At 61.4% G+C, this 15,878-nt stretch carries 18 protein-coding genes; 11 read left to right on the forward strand and 7 right to left on the reverse strand.

Features of this window, described 5'->3' with window-relative positions; translation table 11 throughout:
- Nucleotides 1-27: 27 nt before the first annotated feature.
- The 7 genes from BLS13_RS07690 to BLS13_RS07720 all read right to left on the reverse strand — a co-directional run bounded on the left by BLS13_RS07690 (nt 28) and on the right by BLS13_RS07720 (nt 6,972).
- On the reverse strand, nt 28-825 hold the full coding sequence (locus BLS13_RS07690) for an enoyl-CoA hydratase/isomerase family protein (RefSeq protein WP_256325757.1): 798 nt from the start codon (nt 823-825) through the stop codon (nt 28-30).
- 63 nt (nt 826-888) lie between these two features.
- A complete protein-coding gene (locus BLS13_RS07695; RefSeq protein WP_093451132.1) occupies nt 889-1,809 on the reverse strand; it encodes a TIGR03619 family F420-dependent LLM class oxidoreductase in 921 nt (306 codons plus the stop codon).
- A 19-nt stretch (nt 1,810-1,828) separates the two neighbouring features.
- Nucleotides 1,829-2,689, reverse strand: coding sequence for an SDR family NAD(P)-dependent oxidoreductase (locus BLS13_RS07700; protein WP_093451134.1), 861 nt, complete (start codon nt 2,687-2,689; stop codon nt 1,829-1,831).
- 269 nt (nt 2,690-2,958) lie between these two features.
- Nucleotides 2,959-4,236, reverse strand: coding sequence for an MFS transporter (locus BLS13_RS07705; protein WP_093451136.1), 1,278 nt, complete (start codon nt 4,234-4,236; stop codon nt 2,959-2,961).
- A 228-nt stretch (nt 4,237-4,464) separates the two neighbouring features.
- Nucleotides 4,465-5,250 carry an SDR family NAD(P)-dependent oxidoreductase gene (locus tag BLS13_RS07710; protein WP_093451137.1) on the reverse strand — a complete coding sequence of 262 codons (786 nt, stop codon included), beginning with the start codon at nt 5,248-5,250 and terminating at the stop codon, nt 4,465-4,467.
- Nucleotides 5,247-6,107, reverse strand: coding sequence for a TauD/TfdA dioxygenase family protein (locus tag BLS13_RS07715; protein WP_093451139.1), 861 nt, complete (start codon nt 6,105-6,107; stop codon nt 5,247-5,249). Before BLS13_RS07715 ends, BLS13_RS07710 begins: the two co-directional genes overlap by 4 nt.
- 43 nt (nt 6,108-6,150) lie before the next feature.
- Nucleotides 6,151-6,972, reverse strand: a complete 822-nt coding sequence (locus BLS13_RS07720) for an SDR family oxidoreductase (RefSeq protein WP_093451141.1) — start codon at nt 6,970-6,972, stop codon at nt 6,151-6,153.
- 314 nt (nt 6,973-7,286) lie between these two features.
- Here BLS13_RS07720 and BLS13_RS07725 point away from each other — a divergent pair, with 314 nt between their 5' ends.
- From BLS13_RS07725 to tatC, 11 genes are all read left to right on the forward strand, one after another.
- Nucleotides 7,287-7,931 (forward strand): TetR/AcrR family transcriptional regulator, encoded by a 645-nt coding sequence (locus BLS13_RS07725; protein ID WP_176943484.1) that lies wholly within the window; start codon nt 7,287-7,289, stop codon nt 7,929-7,931.
- Between the two features lie 191 nt (nt 7,932-8,122).
- The gene (locus BLS13_RS07730; protein ID WP_093451144.1) at nt 8,123-9,463 is read left to right on the forward strand and encodes an amidohydrolase family protein; all 1,341 of its coding nucleotides are present in this window, start codon (nt 8,123-8,125) and stop codon (nt 9,461-9,463) included.
- A 70-nt stretch (nt 9,464-9,533) separates the two neighbouring features.
- Nucleotides 9,534-10,415, forward strand: coding sequence for a TauD/TfdA dioxygenase family protein (locus BLS13_RS07735; protein WP_176943486.1), 882 nt, complete (start codon nt 9,534-9,536; stop codon nt 10,413-10,415).
- A 5-nt stretch (nt 10,416-10,420) separates the two neighbouring features.
- A complete protein-coding gene (locus BLS13_RS07740; protein WP_093451147.1) occupies nt 10,421-10,876 on the forward strand; it encodes a hypothetical protein in 456 nt (151 codons plus the stop codon).
- Between the two features lie 432 nt (nt 10,877-11,308).
- The gene (locus tag BLS13_RS07745) at nt 11,309-12,133 is read left to right on the forward strand and encodes an SDR family NAD(P)-dependent oxidoreductase (RefSeq protein WP_143011903.1); all 825 of its coding nucleotides are present in this window, start codon (nt 11,309-11,311) and stop codon (nt 12,131-12,133) included.
- Nucleotides 12,134-12,197: 64 nt separating this feature from the next.
- A complete protein-coding gene (locus tag BLS13_RS07750) occupies nt 12,198-12,977 on the forward strand; it encodes an SDR family NAD(P)-dependent oxidoreductase (RefSeq protein WP_218123248.1) in 780 nt (259 codons plus the stop codon).
- Between the two features lie 102 nt (nt 12,978-13,079).
- Nucleotides 13,080-13,850, forward strand: coding sequence for a segregation and condensation protein A (locus BLS13_RS07755; RefSeq protein ID WP_093451152.1), 771 nt, complete (start codon nt 13,080-13,082; stop codon nt 13,848-13,850).
- On the forward strand, nt 13,847-14,431 hold the full coding sequence (scpB, locus tag BLS13_RS07760) for an SMC-Scp complex subunit ScpB (protein WP_093451154.1): 585 nt from the start codon (nt 13,847-13,849) through the stop codon (nt 14,429-14,431). Before BLS13_RS07755 ends, scpB begins: the two co-directional genes overlap by 4 nt.
- A 26-nt stretch (nt 14,432-14,457) precedes the next feature.
- Nucleotides 14,458-14,712, forward strand: coding sequence for a twin-arginine translocase TatA/TatE family subunit (locus BLS13_RS07765; RefSeq protein ID WP_093451155.1), 255 nt, complete (start codon nt 14,458-14,460; stop codon nt 14,710-14,712).
- Between the two features lie 44 nt (nt 14,713-14,756).
- The gene (gene tatB, locus BLS13_RS07770) at nt 14,757-15,116 is read left to right on the forward strand and encodes a Sec-independent protein translocase protein TatB (protein WP_093451157.1); all 360 of its coding nucleotides are present in this window, start codon (nt 14,757-14,759) and stop codon (nt 15,114-15,116) included.
- On the forward strand, nt 15,113-15,871 hold the full coding sequence (gene tatC / locus BLS13_RS07775; protein WP_093451158.1) for a twin-arginine translocase subunit TatC: 759 nt from the start codon (nt 15,113-15,115) through the stop codon (nt 15,869-15,871). Before tatB ends, tatC begins: the two co-directional genes overlap by 4 nt.
- Nucleotides 15,872-15,878 lie beyond the last annotated feature (7 nt).

Raw genomic sequence — 15,878 nt, forward strand, 5'->3', positions numbered from 1 at the left:
GCTTTATTGCGGATCGGCGGCCCGCCTTCAGGGATTGGCGGCGGCTTCCCGCGCGAGCCTGGCCGCGCGTTGCGCGCGGAATACCGTGACGAATGCTTCGCGTTCGCGTGTCAGGACGAGGTTCCAATCAGTCTCGGCGACATTGTCGACCAGCAACTGGCGGGTCAGCAAGACCTGCAGCAAGGGGCGTTCGGCGAGTTGCGCCGCCAGTTCGATCGCTTCGGGCAGGGCGCTCTCGGCATCGGTCAGGCGGCTGAGCAATCCCTTGGACAGCGACGTCTGAGCATCGAGCTTGGCGGATGTAAGGCACATTTCCACCGCTGACGCGAAGCCGACGATCCGGGGAAGCAGCGCCGAGAATCCGAACTCGGGCATCGTGCCCCGCTCCAGAAACGGAAAGGAGAAGATCGCATCGCGATTGCCGATGCGGATGTCTGCCGCCAGAACATGGGTGGCGCCCAGCCCGATCGCCGCGCCGTTGATGGCGGCGACGGTCGGCTTCGATCGGCGCATCAGGTGGATCCAGCTCGTGTCGTTGGCCATGCCCAGAGTCGCGACGTTCGGGCGGATCCCGGTCTCGGGATCCTTCGGCTCGGGCTCGGCCTTCAGGTCGATCCCAGCGCAGAACACGGTCCCGGTGTGGGTCAGGACGATCGCGCCGATCTCATCCGAAGCATTTGCCCGCTCGACGGCCGCAACCATCGCCCGATAGGTCGGGGTGCTGATCGCGTTGCGACGGTCCGGCCGGTCATAGGTGATGATGGCCACCTTTCCCTGCTCTTCGTAACGAAGATGGCCTTCAAATATTTCGTCGATCTCGTTCAAGCGAAGTCCTTTCCGAATCCATGACTCGCCCGGCCTCGCCACTTGCGCTGCCGGGCGGGAAGCTCAGTCGTCGAGCTTTGCCAGCACATTTTCCCCGAAGTCGCGGGCAAGCTCGCACCACTGCGCGCGGTTGTCTACGGAGATGCCCACGCCCACGCCATCGGCGCCCTTGCCGCGATATTCGCCGATCCGGTCGATCGCTTCCTGCGGACTATAGCCCGGCTTGATCATGTAGATGCCGGAGAGATAGAGTTTGGGCGGGGTCTCGCGGCCCACTTTCTCGCAATGCGCGCGCAGATAGGCCATCGCGGTTTCGACATCTTCTTCGTCGGAGATCGAGGCTGTCCGTGCGGTGGCGACCACCCCGGCTGGCGCGAAGAACGGGTTCCAGGCGTCGCCGAGTTCGACGGCGCGACGGATGGCGAGGCGGCTATTGCCCCCGATCAGCAGCGGCGGGTGCGGCGTTTGATGCGGGACGGGCAGCATGCGATTGCCCGGTGCTGAATAGCCCGTGCCTTCGAATGTGAAATCCTCGCCGGTCCAGGCCAGCTTCATCGCCCGAATATATTCATCCATCAGCGCATTGCGCGCGTCGAAATCAACGCCGAGCGCCTTATACTCCGCCTTCAGATACCCCGCGCCCATGCCGAGCGAGACCCGGCCACGCGAGAAGACATCGAGGCTCGATACCGCGCGCGCGGTGAGGAACGGGTTGCGATAGGGCAAGACCAGGATGTTGGTCTGCAGGCGCAGCTTCGTCGTCATCGCGGCGATCAGCGACAGCATCACGAACGGATCTTGCGCATAATGCCCGCCGGTGTCCAGCCAGCGCGAGCCGGGTACCGGATGATCGGTGACGCACCCGGTGGTGAAGCCTGCTGCTTCGGCCGCCGTGCTGATGTCGCGCACCGCTTCCATCGACAGATATTCATCGGGCAGATGGATGCTGTCGAAGGGAAACGTGATGCTGACCGGGTAACTCATTTTGTGTGCTCCTTCGATGTCAATCAATGCTGGTCAGATCGGGTGGAAGCACCCATTTTCCGCCAGCGTCGCGGATCCAGCCGCCGCCCGCCCAGGTGCCGCCATCGATCGGGATGATCGTCCCCGTGATATAGGAAGCAAGCGGAGAGGCGAGAAATGCGATCAGCGTACCCGATTCATGGTCGATGCCCGGACGGCCGAGTGGAATCCGGCGGCGCAGCGTTTCTTTCCGCTGCGGCGTTGCTTCCGGCCAACGCGATGGATCAGCCGATCCTGTAAAAATGCCCTTCATGCCCGGTGTATCGGTGCTGTCCGGCGCGATCGAATTGATGCGGATGCCATGATCCGAAAGCTCGAGCGCCAGCGTGCGGGTGAGATTGTTTATCCCGGCCTTGCACGCGGCGTACACGGCATAGCCCGGCGCGGCGCGGCTCGCCTCGATGCTGGTGACGTTGATGATCGCCCCGCCGCCGGCCTTGATCATATGCGGTATGGCGGCCGACGTCGCAGCCAGATTGCTGATCAGGTTCATGTCGATATGCCGCTGCCAGTTTTGCGGCTTGAGATCGACGAAGGGCCGCCAGCTCACGCCCCCGGCATTGTTGACCAATATGTCGAGGCGCCCGAAATGCGCGGCGGTGGTTTCGACGGCGCCGGCGGCCGCATCCCGGTCCATCACATTGCCGGTAATGCCTAGCGCGCGCCGGCCCATTTCGGTCACGCGCGCGACCAGTTCGTCGCACCGTTCCGGGATGACATCGATGATGGCGACGTCCGCGCCGGCCGAAGCGAGCGCCAGCGCGGCCGCGCGGCCGATGCCGCCGCCGCCGCCCGTTACCAGGGCGACCTTGCCGTCGAGTGCGATTTCAGGTTTTGCCATTGTCATTATCCCCAGGTCCGGCGGCAGCACAGCTGATCCATCTCTCCGTACGGACGCACGCCACCTTCCGGTGGCGTGTCGAGATGCGATGCCCTCCGCCGTGTAACCGACAATCGCGTGATCGCCGCGTCCAATATCGAAAGTGGTTAGGCGATTTTGCCCCGAAGTCGGATGATCCACAACACATGCGGCACGTCAGCGGAGGCTCGTCATCGAGCAAATATAGCTGGCGCGCGCCGCGGACACGCCGCTGCCAGCCGATGCCGCCCTCAGGCTGCCGCCGTCATCGCGACCGGTTTGGCCTTGCCGGTCTCATCCGGAGCTGTTTCCTTTTCCGCGAAACTGTCGTCGACGATCGGGTTGCGCGGCAGCAGAAGGAAGAAAGCGCTGCCGATCAGCGCGAGCACCCCGGTGAGCGCGAGGAATGGCGCGAAGATGACATAGATCTTGAGCATACCGCTGAGCAGAACCGATCCGAGAACGGCCGCGATCGCGACGGTGGCGGCAAGCAGGCCGTGGACGCTGCTATAGATCCGCACGCCGAAATTGCGCACCACCAGATAAGCGATCACGTCGCCCTCGGCACCCAGCGACAGCCCGAAAACGAGAACTGACAGGAACAGTACCGGCCGGGCATCATAGCCGGACGCGATGACCAGCAGGCCGAGGCCGGACAGGGCCATGCCCCCGGCCGCGACCCAGGGCGCCGGAAGGCGATCAAGCGCGATGCCGCTCACGATGCGGCCGATCAGCATTCCCGTGGCATAGGCCGAAATCATGATCGAAGCGGCTTTGCCCGACGCGCCATTCTCGGCAAGCACCAGGTTGAGCTGGGTCATCATCATCGATTGCGGCAGGTTGCACAGCAAAATCCCGACGAAGATGATCCAGAAGGCCGGCGTGCGGAATATGATCGCATAATCCTCTTTCGCCGTCTTGGGCTTCACATATTTCTCGACGACCTCGGGCCGTTCTTTCGGGATCAGCAGAAGCGCGGTGATGCCGGCCACGGTCGTAAAGATGGTGAGGGCGATGTAGCCCGCCCGCCAGCCATAATCCGCGACGAAATTGTTGAGCAGAGGCCCGCCGATGGCGACCGTGATCGCGGGTCCCGCTGCGGCGATGCCCAGTGCCAGCCCGCGCGCGCGCTTGAAATACTGCACGATGACCCGGCAATAGACCGGGGGAGTTGTCGTCGCGAGCACCGATGCCTGCAGCGTGAAGAGGAGGGCATAGACGCGGATGTCGCCGCCCATCATGCTCAGCGCCAGAAAAAGCAGCGGCGAGGCTGCGACACCGATCGCCGCGGTTTTGCGAACGCCGACAAGATCGGTCAGGCGACCGACAAAGGGAAATACGAATACGGCGCCCAGAGACAGTGCGCCGATCAGCGCGAAACTCGACTTGGCCCAGCCAAATTCCTTGATGAGATATGGCCCCATGATGCCGACGACATAGCTGATCATGACGAGCCCGGTCGAAAGGCCGATGACCGATGCTGCAAGCGGGCGCCAATGGCTGCGCAACTCGCCAAGATACGATGTCATCTCCGTCCTCTTAATATCAGGCTGCAAACTGGTGGCTTTATGGGCCGAAAACTGACGGCAGCCTTAACGGGTAAGGACATTTTCTGCCGATCGCCAACGATTCGTAGCCGGCTTGCCTGGCCGGCCGAGATCCGATGCCTAACCACATGGGTCGGGCATCGGATCGAATATCGGCCAGGGCCGGCTACTCCGATATACGATCGCAATCCAGAGCAGCTTTCGACATTTTTACAGGTCGGGCGCGCTCTGGAACACCTCGTCGACCGGTCCGCCATTGATATCCAGCAGCGTTCCCGTGATCCATGATGCCGCGGGCGACGCCAGATATACGGCTGCTAGGGCAATGTCTTCCGGAGTCCCCATCCGGCGCAGGCGGGTATGGTCGATGACGGTCTGGCGCATACCGGGTGCGCGCGATTCGAATACTTCGCGCAAGCCGGGGGTTTCGACTGCACCCGGAACGAGGGCGTTCACCCGGATTTTAGGGCCCAGATCGGCAGCCATCAGGCGGGTAAACTGGGTGAGGGCGCCTTTGGCGGTGTGATGTGCGAGATTGCCTCTCGTGTGTCTATATGCGCCGACCGATGCCATGTTGATGATCGAAGCACCTGGCCGTTCCAGCATCGAAGGCATGGCCAGCCGCGACAATTCGAACGGTGCCAGCACGATCAGCTGATACGCCTTCTGCATATGTTCAACGCGCGTATCGGCGAACAAGGGCGAGCCACCGGCGCCGGCATTGTTGACCAGGATGTCGATGCCGCCGAATTCGGCGATCGTCTTCTCGACAATGGACGCAATCTGGCTGGTATCGTACAAATCGGCTTCAATCGGAAGGGCGCGGCCGCCCGATTTCCGAATGTCCGCAGCGACCTCTTCCACTTCGGACATTGTCCGCGCGGTGATGGCGACGGCTGCGCCGGCTTCGGCATAAGCGCGGGCGATCGCCGCGCCTATCCCGCGACCACCACCGGTGATGATGGCGATTTTGCCCTCGAGCGAAAACGGGCTCATTGTGCCGACGCGCGGTAGGAGGGGAGTTGATCTGGCCTTAATTTTGGCATGGGGCTGGCTACTTTCCGCAATGTTCGTGCCGGTCCTTCGACCGAGACATTTTTCCGTGAATGCTGAAGAGCGATATTATCCCAGACAACGAAGTCCTTCTCCTGCCATTCATGGTCCCACTGGGCCGCTGGCTGGTAGAGATGTTCGAAAACGCTCTCGAGAATATCTTCGCTCTCCTTTGCAGGCAGGCCGATGACTTCCTTCGTCATCTGCTCGCACGCATATAATATTGTCGCCCCGGTACGGGGATGCGTATGCCCGATCCGGGTGGCAGTCGTCGGGGGCCGTTCGACCTCCGTGACAAGCACTTCGCTAAGATCGCCGCGGCGAACTACACCGGCGGTGTGAAGCACTTCAAGCCCGTCGAGCTTCTGGCGAAGTGCATCGGGCAATGTCTTCCACGCATGAATGCCACTGATGAAGGTCGTTGGTGCGGAGGGCTGTTCGACCTCCGAACCGTAGAGCGACAGAACTTCGAAAGGTTGGTCGCACCACATCGTGTCCGAATGGAACTGGAGCCGACCGTACGGTGCTGCAGAATCGCGCCGCCGATTGGAGACGTAGAACCTGTCTTCGGGTGGAGTCTCGCCCGGTTCGTGCGCACCTTCCTTGCGGATCAGCATGCGGGACAAGCTGAGCTGTTCGGTATGGGTGAGGTCGATGTTGCGAAACAGAAGCAGGCTGCGCGTATCGAAAAGCTGCTGCAACTGCGTGCGCGTTTCGTCGTCAAGCGGTGCCTTCGGATCGAAACCGATGATCTCGACACCGAATTCCGGGGTCAGGTTGCGTATTTCCAATTGGGTCATCGCGTGATCCTCTTGCCTGTCATGGTTTCAGCATTGGTCAGCATTACGCATTCTCTTTTTCGGGAATGCGAATCTTGCCGATCCATGAGGTGGTTGGCAGCACGGTGGCCATCCCGCCGTCGACCAGTACGTCGCTGCCCGTCATGTACCCCGCTTCGGGTGAGGTCAGGAAGGCGATCACATTGGCGATTTCTTCCGGCGTGCCGCGGCGGCGCAGCGGACACTTCTTGATCATCTCGCCCATCACAGGGTGGCTTGCTTCCTCGTGATGGTTCATCGGCGTGTCGTTGATCCCCGGGGATACCGACAGGATCCGGGCGCCGCGGGCGCCCCATGCGCGCGCATGCCGGCGCGCCATGCGGTGAACGCCACGCTTCGAAAGCTGATAGGCGAGGCCAGCCTCGTTGATGTTGACGAAGTCCAGGATGCGATCGATCAGATCGGGCGCCATGGGGTCGTCGATGACGGCGAACAACTCGGGTGTGTCGGGAACCATGTAACCGGACTGCGACGCGGTCAGGATACCGACGGACCCTTCCTGTAACAGCGGCTCGGCAGCGCGCACGACGCGCTCGACGCCCGCCAGGTTGACCTCAAGGATGCGGCGGCCAGGCGCCTGCGAGCCCGACAAACCCGCGGTGATCACCAGGGCTTCGAGATTCTGCACCTCCGCCATCAGGGCATCGACCTGAGCCTGGTCGGAGATATCGCACTGCATCGCGATGACGTCGCCGCCGAGTTCGGCGGCGATCTTCTCGGCGCCGGCAAAGTTGAAGTCTGCTACGATGAGCTTTCCGCGCGACGCCAATTTGCGAGCGACAGCGGCCCCCATTCCAGAGGCTGCGCCAATTACGACATTCGTCATTCAATCATCCCTTCCCGGTCGCGCACAACGCATCGCCACTCCGCGGTTTGAGTTTCCCGGAGCATCGTGCCGAATGATTTAATTATAGTGCTTGCTATGACGGGGCTGTCAAGCGGATGTCGGATGCGGCTTTCCCAAGTCGGCCCCGAAGGGATTTTCCACTTGCGCCATGTGCTTCCCTCACAATATTGACCGGCGTTTGGGGCAGGGTGCTGGATTGTAATTTGCCGCCGAACCTGAAGGGGATCAAGCGAGTGGACGGTTCGAAGGGTCGAACTCGGCGTCGTGGTGACGCGGAAGAAACGCGCCGCCGGGTGCTGGATGTCGTTGTGGCGACGGTTATGGAGATCGGCTACTATAATACCAGTTCGAACGAGATTGCACGGCGGGCAGGCGTTACCTGGGGATCCATTCAGCATCTCTTCGGGTCGCGCGAACAATTGATGCTGGATGTCGTCAACGACATTGGCCGCGCTGCCGAAGAGCGCATCAGCAAGGCTGTGATCAGTGGCGAAACGCTCGAGGAACGGCTCGACGACGTGCTGAATGTCCTCGGCGCTTATTACGGGCAGGATATCTACATCGTCCAGATGCAGATCCTGCTCGAATTGTCCGCCAACCCCAAGATGTCGGCGCTTGCCGATCGCGTTGTCGATCGCGGAGGCGCCGGAATTTTCGACAGGCTGGCAGGCCCCCTGTTGTCAAAGGCGCTCGGCGCTGCCGCCGACGATCACGAGGTTGTGTTCTTCGCCTTCATGACGATGCGCAGCTTCTTGATCGCCTCGGCGATAACCCGGCGTATCGCGGATCTCCCGGAGGGAGCAATTCTTCGTCTGATGGGGAAGTCCGGGGATCTTGAGGGGGCCGATTTGCGTGGCATGGTGGTGAGGGGCTTGTCCGTGATGATTCGCGAAGAACTCGCGCGCCGCAAAAGCCTTGCAGCGAACGCAGGCGGATAGCCCGGCGTGCCGGACCGCGAAAGCCAACGGAATCACGGCGGATGGCTCCGTTTGCACACATCGTTGATCCGTGCGAAAAGCATCAATCCGAGTTTTCTGGTGGCGATGTGTGGCCGCTTGACAGCCGAGACATAGCGACTACTATAAAATGTGATAGTTAGGCTTTTGGGCCTGCACGCGCTGCGACCTTGATGCCTTGGCCAGTGCAGTGTGAAACGGTTGAGGAGAGTTTTATGGGCAGTGAAGCATCCGGCTCCAAGAACTATGTGCTGATCACGGCAGATGGTCATGCTGGCGCCAGCATCCGCGATTACAAGCCTTACCTCGCGAAGCAATTTCACGACGAGTTTGAGGTTTGGGCCAAGGATTTTTATGATCCCTGGGCCGATTTCGACAAGGATCTGGCCGATACGGATGACGTCGGCTTGCGTCTTGGCGTTTCCTCCGCATCGTCGGCATATAATTGGGAAAGCAAGGAGCGTGTCACGATCCTGGAAGGCCAGGGCGTGGTTGCGGAAGTCATTTTCCCCAACACCGTGCCGCCCTTCTACCCCTCGGGTGCGGTGACCGCGCCGTCACCTACCAATGCCGAGGAATATCGCCGCCTCTGGGCGGGCGTACAGGCGCACAATCGCTGGATGGTCGATTTCTGCAACGATGCCCCTGGTCGTCGCGCGGGCTTGGCTCAGGTTTTCCTGACCAACCTCGATGATGCCATCGCCGAAGTTAAGTGGGCCAAGGAACAGGGCCTGGCGGGCGTCATCGTCCCGGCTGATCACCAGTGCAGCATCGTTAATCTCTATGAGCGTCGGCTGGATCCGTTCTGGAAGGCCTGCAGCGATTACGGAATGCCGGTCCATCGCCACTCGGCGGGTGTCGGGCCGCCCGAGACCGACGAGACCGGCCCGGCCGCGATCGCGCTGGGCGTTTACGAGACCCAGATGTTCTTCCAGCGTACGCTTCCACACCTCATGATCGGCGGCGTTTTCGAACGTTTCCCCGAGCTGCAGTTTGTGATGACGGAAACGGGATGCGCCTGGATCCCCGCGGAGCTGAATCGCCTCGACTGGTCCGTCAAGCTTGGCTCGCAAAAGGGTCAGATTGCCTATCCGCTCTATCATCGCGCGGTAGAAAACATGACCAAGCTGCCGTCCGAGCATTGGCACAAGAACATGCATGTTGCCCCGTCGCTGGCCGTGCGGAAAGATCTCGACGTGCGCTATGATCTTGGCGTTGATCGGATCCTGTGGGGCAATGACTATCCGCACCACGAGGGCAGTTTCCCGTATAACAAGCTTGCCGTCCGCCTGCTGTTCCACGACATCCCCGAGGACGAAGTGAGGGCAATGACCTCGTTGAACGCGGCCAAGCTTTATGGCTTCGATCTCGACATGCTGCAGAAGGTTGCAGATCGCGTTGGTCCGTCGGTGGAAGAGGTTGCTACGCCGGTCGCGCCGCACGAACTGCCCGATGTGAGCTTCTCGCACACCGTGGGAGAGGCCGTAGCGGCGAGGCGCGCGCTGGCTGCCTGAGCGTAGCTCTTTCGTCCCGAAGACAATCACCATGCCCCGATCAGCAAGGTTTGGGCAGGAGCGAGATGCCATGGAAAAGCTTGATATTCGTAAGTTAAATCCCGCAATCGGTGCGGAAATCATTGGCTTCGATGCCAATGCTCCGATTGAGGATCATGATTGGAAGCTGCTGAGCCGGACGTTCGACGAACGCGCCGTGCTGGTATTTCGCAATATTGATCTCAGCGTTGCCAAGCAGCATCAGATCGTCGAGATTCTTCACACCGGCGGCGATCTGTCGGCGATCGAGGGTATCGACACCGAGAATTTTTCCTGCGTTTCGAACAAGGAAGAAGACGGTGGCGCGCCTTATGGTCGGCTGCTGTTCCACGCGGATATGATGTGGTCGGAAATCGCTAATCAGACTCCATCGCTTTGGGCGATCGAAGCGCAGCAGCCATCTACACCGACGATCTTCACCAATAACGTCCACGCATGGAACACCCTGCCGGATGACATGAAGGCGCGTCTGGAGGGCCTGAGTGCGCGGCACGAAAGTGGTCAGCAGGGGCGCGGCGACACCGATTTCGAAGAGCAGCTGATCCAGCCACAATGGGGCAAGCTGAACGACACGATCAAGCCAATGGCCCTGAAGCACCCGCGCACCGGCGAGACGATGTTGTATATTTGCGAGCAGCAAACGCGCGAGATCGTCGGATTGCCCAAGGCGGAGAGCAATGCCCTGCTCGACGAACTGTACGCGCATATGTACCGGCCTGAGGTCGTTCTCGCGCATTATTGGCAGCCGCACGATCTGGTTATCTGGGATAATATGGTTGCCCAGCACGGTCGTCCTTTCGTGGAGGGCGGCGGTTCGGCCCGCACGCTGCGCAAGATCCACGCGCCGTACACCGCCATCAAGGCCTATATCCGGCAGATGGGCGGCGCCCCCACGTATGAAAAGGCGATGTAGGGACAATGCGGCTTCTGGTTTTGGGCGTTGATGCCCAAGGGCGCTCCTGTATCGTCGATCGTCGCGAAGACCTCGGTTTTGATACGATCCCCGGGATTCCGGGTACGACGATCGCCCGGCTGTTCGGTACGAGCGAGAGCCCGCCAAAGTGCGGTGCACCCGGCGAGGGGAAGAGGGCTGCGGACAACCCCGCAGCTGGTCTGATCAGCTGGTATGTGATCAATCATGAGCCTTATGGCCCGGGCGAGAAGGAAACGGCGGCCACCGAGCTGCATTATCGCAACGTGCTGGAGATGATCTATTTCATCGACGGCGGCGGCGATTTGCTTCTGGGCGATGGGGCGCATCCGGTGAAGGCGGGCGATTGCATTGTCATGGGCGGAACCTCGCATGGCCTGCGCCCCGGTCCTCAGGGATGCAAGTTGATGGCATTTGCCATCGGTGGCGCGCCGACGGCGTGAGCCTTCGCGGGTGGAAGGCAGCGTAGCTTTGCAGCACGGATCGAGGATGGTCCCGACTGTATATCGAACTGGGCGTGGGCGCAGGCGGATCGTCTGCTTGGCCCTCGGCCAAGGAGGTTGTCGATGCCGCGCATATTGATTCCCACTGCGCCAGATGACTGAGCGTAGAGCCTCGGCAAATGGCTGTTACGCCCATGATGGCGGTTCGGTTCGACGGCGTGTGGGCACGCATATCGCGGATGCTCGCTTCGTCGTTCGACCCCGGGGCCTGGGTTCCGAGCCCATTGTTGCCGCGAAGCCCGCCCGGAGCTGTGGCAGCGTCCGTCGACAGAGTCACGCGGCTAAGCCGGTCTGAGGCAAGGGCCAAGACGCAACTTGCCGATTGGTTTCCGGCTTTCATGCCGACCCGGCACATATCGAGAGGGGACTTCTGTGGGCGATCGTATGCAGGGCAAGAAAGCCGTCGTCGTTGGCGGTGGCCAGCCGCAACATGATTTGCTGGGCAACGGCCGCGCGATATCTCTCTTTCTCGCCCGCGAGGGCGCGGAGGTCTGTGTCGTGGATCGCGATCTGGACCGCGCCGAGGCGACGGTCGAACTCATTCGAAAGGCCGGCGGAACCGCGCAGGCGATCGTCGCCGATGTCGGCAATGTCGATGATTGCGCCAGGCTCGTCGAGGATTCCTATAGCGCCATGGGGCGCATCGATGCGCTCGTGAACAATGTCGCCATCAACCACGTCGATGCCGATCCGCTCGCCCTCGATGTGGCGGGCTGGCAGCTCATGATGGACATAAACCTGCGCGCGATGTGGCTGACGTCCCGTGCTGTCGTTCCTCTCATGCGCAAGCATGGCGGCGGTGCGATTACCAATATTTCGTCCATTGGCTCGCGCACGGGCGGCGGGCGCATGTTCGCTTATTCGATTTCCAAGGCCGGCGTGAATGCTCTGACGCATTTCTTTGCCGTGTCCTTTGCGCCCGACAATATCCGCTGCAATGCCGTCCTGCCGGCCTGGGTGCTGACGCCGCATTCGATCGAGGGCCTCACGCGGCACGGGTGGGTACCAAGCCGGGAAGAGCTGGAAGAGCGTGGCGCGCGCTTCGTGCCGATGAACCGGATGGGCAGCGCCGAAGACGTGGCGAATGCGGTGCTGTTCCTGTCTTCGGATGATTCGGGGTTCACCACGGGGCTTGAGGTTCCGGTCGATGGCGGAGCCCTGTCGGTAATCGGCCGGTACGAGAAGCCGCAAGAATAAAAAGCGGCGGGTGATTGCTGGATCAACCCTGACCTGAAATTATCACGGGTTCCGGAGGCGCTTGATGCACAGGCGCCTCTGCGGGACCAATTGGGAGGATTATATGGGAACGCTGGACGGCAAGGTCGCGATTGTGACCGGCGCGGGCTCGGGCATGGGCAAGGCAACCGCGAAAATTCTGGCGCGCGAAGGCGCGAAGGTTGTCGCGGCGGACATTAGCGGCTTGCAGGAACAGACCGTTGCCGAGATTGGCGCCAATGCCATCGCGGCGCGATGCGATATTTCGGATGAGGCGCAGCTTAGCGCCCTCGTCGATCTTGCAGTGGAAAAGTTCGGCCGGCTCGATGCCATGCTGAATGTTGCAGGCATCGGCGCGGGCGGCCCGATTGAATCGATGTCGGCGCAAGACCTTGATCGCATGCTGAACGTGAACCTCAAGGGCATGTTCTTCGGTGCCAAGCATGCGGTCCGCGCGATGAAGAACAATGGCGGCGGCGCGATCATCAACTGGTCGTCGCTGGCGGGGCTGATTCCCAGCCCCAACAGCGCGGCTTATGCGATTTCAAAGGCCGGCGTCGTGATGATGACCAAAAGTTTCGCGGTCGAATGCGGCAAGTACAATATCCGTTCCAACGCGATCTGTCCGGGCCTGATCCTGACCGAGGGCATGGGGCAGGCCGCCGCGAAAGCGCAGCCCGATCGGGCGACCGTCAATCCGCTCGGCAGGCCGGGCCTCCCGGAGGAAGCCGGTGAACTCGCGGCGTTCCTCGTGTCGGACCGTGGATCGTATATAAACGGCGTCGCGATTCCCATCGACGGCGGCTGGGGATGTTTGCTGGCGTAATTTTTGGGGGTAGGCGGTAGGTTACCTCTCCCCTGATCATGATCACGACATTGCTTTGCGCGCCAACTGGCGTTGGCGCGCAAAGCCTGATTTAACCACGTCATGTCCGATCATGACGACAATTTCGATCTGCCGCTCGTGCAGGAGCCGTCGGGCGATGTGCTGACGCTCGAACTCGACGGTTGGGAAGGGCCGCTCGATCTACTGCTGTCGCTGGCTCGTGTGCAGAAGGTCGATCTGCGCGAGATTTCGATCCTGGCTTTGGTCGAGCAATATTTGCGATTCATCGAGAATGCGAAGGCACTCAAGCTCGAGATTGCCGCCGATTATCTGGTGATGGCGGCTTGGCTGGCCTATCTGAAATCCGGCCTGCTATTGCCTGGCGATCCGGAGATCGATCCCTCGCCCGAGGAGCTGGCGATGCGGCTGCAGTTGCGGCTGCAGCGGTTGAACGCGATGCGCGAGGCCGGAGCGCGGCTGATGGCGCGCGACCGGCTGGGGCGCGATGTCTTCACGCGCGGTCTTCCCGAGGGGTTGAGGCTCGTTCGCAAGGCGGCCTGGGATGCCAGTCTTTATGATCTGATCGCCGCTTATGGCGTGGTGCGCGCGCGCGCCGAGGTGCCGGTGCACGTGGTGCAGCGGCGGCGGGTGATGACGCTGGAGCAGGCGATCGATCGGGTGGCGCGGATGGTGGGCAGCGCGATCGACTGGGCGATGCTCGAAAGCTTCCTGCCGCCCGGCGCGGAGGGCGAATATCGCCGGTCGGCGCTTGCGTCGAGCTTCGTCGCCACGCTCGAACTGGCGCGGCAGGGCCGCGTTGCATTGATGCAGGAGTCGGCCTTTGCGCCGTTGATGATCCGGGGCACGGCATGAGCGAGGGAGGCGAGCCCGACGATTTCCTCCGTGCGCTGGAAGCGGCGCTGTTCGCGGCCGAATCGCCGATGACGGACGCGGAACTCGCGACCGTGATCGGCGTCGAGCGGCTGGGCGATGCGCTACTTCGGCTGCAGGCGCTCTATGCCGGGCGCGGGATCGAGTTGGTCGATCGCGGCGGGCGCTGGCATTTCCAGACGGCTGGCGATCTCGCCCATATCCTGCGCCGCACGCGCGAGGAATCGCGCAAGCTCAGCCGGGCCGGCATCGAGACGCTCGCTATCATCGCTTATCATGAACCTGTCAGTCGTGCGGAGATCGAATCGATCCGGGGCGTCCAAATATCGAAGGGTACGCTCGACGTCCTGCTGGAGGCCGGCTGGATTCGGCCCGCCGGGCGCCGCGAAGTGCCGGGCCGGCCAATCATCTATGCGACGACCCCGACCTTCCTCTCGCACTTCGGGCTCGACAGCCGGCGTGACCTGCCCGGTATCGCCGATCTGAAGGCCGCGGGACTGCTCGATCCGGTCGATCTCGCCTTTGCGCAGCTTGAGATGGAAAAGCCGGACGATCACGCCTAGATAGGCAGGATCGAAGGAGAATCGTGATGGGTAGTTTCAGCCTGATGCATTGGCTGGTGTTTGGTGCAGTCGCGATCGTCGTGCTGGGCGGAGGCCGATTTTCGAACCTGATGGGTGACGTTGCCAAGGGCATCAAGAGCTTCAAGAAGGGCATGGCCGAAGAGGACGAGCCGGTAGCGCCGGCGCCGAAGCCTGCCGTTCGCCTCCAGCAGCAGCCGCCGCTCGACCCTAACCCGGATCATTCGCTGCATCCGATGCCGGATGATCGGCCACACAACTGATAGTCTCGAGCAGGGTTTTCGATTGCGCCGGATGATGCTGCGCGATGTTTGACATCGCCCCAACCGAATTGCTGCTGGTCGCCGTGGTCGCGCTTGTCGTGATCGGGCCCAAGGATCTGCCGCGCGCGATGCGCTTCGTCGGGCAATGGGTTGCCAAGGCGCGCGGTGTCGCCCGCCATTTTCGCTCGGGTATCGACGAGATGATCCGCCAGTCCGAGCTTGAGGAAATGGAAAAGAAATGGGCAGAGGAAAATGCGCGGATCATGCGCGAACATCCCGCACAGCCGGCCATCGAAGGGGAGATGGTGCCGCTCGGCGGTCCGCCGGTGCATATCGAGCCAATCGAGCCGCATGAGGCACATAAGCCTGCGGATAATGGAGCGGGCCCGGCCGATAAATTATGAGTGAGATCGACGAAAGCCGGGCGCCTTTGCTCGATCATCTGCTGGAATTGCGCAAAAGGCTGTTGCTGTCGCTGTTGGCGCTGGCTGTGGCATTTGCTGGCTGCTTCTATTTCGCCAAGCCGATTTTCGCCTTTCTGGTCCAGCCTTTGGTCCATGCCGGGCAGAAGAAGGTCGTCTATACGCAGCTGTTCGACGCCTTTTTCGTTGAGATCAAGGTGGCCTTTTTCGCTGCGATGATGCTGGCCTTTCCCGTGATAGCGAATCAGCTTTGGCAGTTCGTAGCGCCAGGTCTCTACCGTAACGAAAAGCGCGCGCTCCTGCCATTTCTGCTGGCGACACCGGTGCTTTTCCTGTCCGGCGCATCGCTCGCTTATTATGTTGCGATCCCGCTCGCGCTGCATTTCCTGCTCGGTTTTCAGGGGAATCTTGGCGGAATTCAGCAGGAGGCTTTGCCCGCTGTCGGCAATTATCTGTCGTTCGTTATGCAATTCCTGTTCGGGTTCGGTCTGGCATTCCTGCTGCCGATCCTTCTTATGCTGCTCGAACGCGCGGGGATCGTGACCCGCAAACAACTGATCGCTGCGCGTCGCTATGCGATCGTCGGGGCCTTTGCGATCGCGGCGGTGTTGACGCCGCCCGATATCGGATCGCAACTCATGCTCGCGGTGCCGTTGATAATTTTATACGAGATCGCGCTGATCGGTATCTGGTTCACCGAGAAAAAGCGGAACGCGGCACCAGCCACAGCTGAATGAGTGCCCG

This window comes from Sphingomonas sp. YR710, assembly GCF_900101455.1.
In the GTDB taxonomy this organism is placed as follows: Bacteria; Pseudomonadota; Alphaproteobacteria; order Sphingomonadales; family Sphingomonadaceae; genus Rhizorhabdus.

Coding starts and splice junctions, on each gene's coding strand:
- BLS13_RS07695 (WP_093451132.1), bottom strand. CDS start 1,809: ATGAGTTACCCGGTCAGCATCACGTTTCCCTTCGACAGCATCCATCTG.
- BLS13_RS07700 (WP_093451134.1), bottom strand. CDS start 2,689: ATGGCAAAACCTGAAATCGCACTCGACGGCAAGGTCGCCCTGGTAACG.
- BLS13_RS07705 (WP_093451136.1), bottom strand. CDS start 4,236: ATGACATCGTATCTTGGCGAGTTGCGCAGCCATTGGCGCCCGCTTGCA.
- BLS13_RS07710 (WP_093451137.1), bottom strand. CDS start 5,250: ATGAGCCCGTTTTCGCTCGAGGGCAAAATCGCCATCATCACCGGTGGT.
- BLS13_RS07715 (WP_093451139.1), bottom strand. CDS start 6,107: ATGACCCAATTGGAAATACGCAACCTGACCCCGGAATTCGGTGTCGAG.
- BLS13_RS07720 (WP_093451141.1), bottom strand. CDS start 6,972: ATGACGAATGTCGTAATTGGCGCAGCCTCTGGAATGGGGGCCGCTGTC.
- BLS13_RS07730 (WP_093451144.1), top strand. CDS start 8,123: ATGCCTTGGCCAGTGCAGTGTGAAACGGTTGAGGAGAGTTTTATGGGC.
- BLS13_RS07735 (WP_176943486.1), top strand. CDS start 9,534: ATGGAAAAGCTTGATATTCGTAAGTTAAATCCCGCAATCGGTGCGGAA.
- BLS13_RS07740 (WP_093451147.1), top strand. CDS start 10,421: ATGCGGCTTCTGGTTTTGGGCGTTGATGCCCAAGGGCGCTCCTGTATC.
- BLS13_RS07750 (WP_218123248.1), top strand. CDS start 12,198: ATGCACAGGCGCCTCTGCGGGACCAATTGGGAGGATTATATGGGAACG.
- BLS13_RS07755 (WP_093451152.1), top strand. CDS start 13,080: ATGTCCGATCATGACGACAATTTCGATCTGCCGCTCGTGCAGGAGCCG.
- scpB (WP_093451154.1), top strand. CDS start 13,847: ATGAGCGAGGGAGGCGAGCCCGACGATTTCCTCCGTGCGCTGGAAGCG.
- BLS13_RS07765 (WP_093451155.1), top strand. CDS start 14,458: ATGGGTAGTTTCAGCCTGATGCATTGGCTGGTGTTTGGTGCAGTCGCG.
- tatB (WP_093451157.1), top strand. CDS start 14,757: ATGTTTGACATCGCCCCAACCGAATTGCTGCTGGTCGCCGTGGTCGCG.
- tatC (WP_093451158.1), top strand. CDS start 15,113: ATGAGTGAGATCGACGAAAGCCGGGCGCCTTTGCTCGATCATCTGCTG.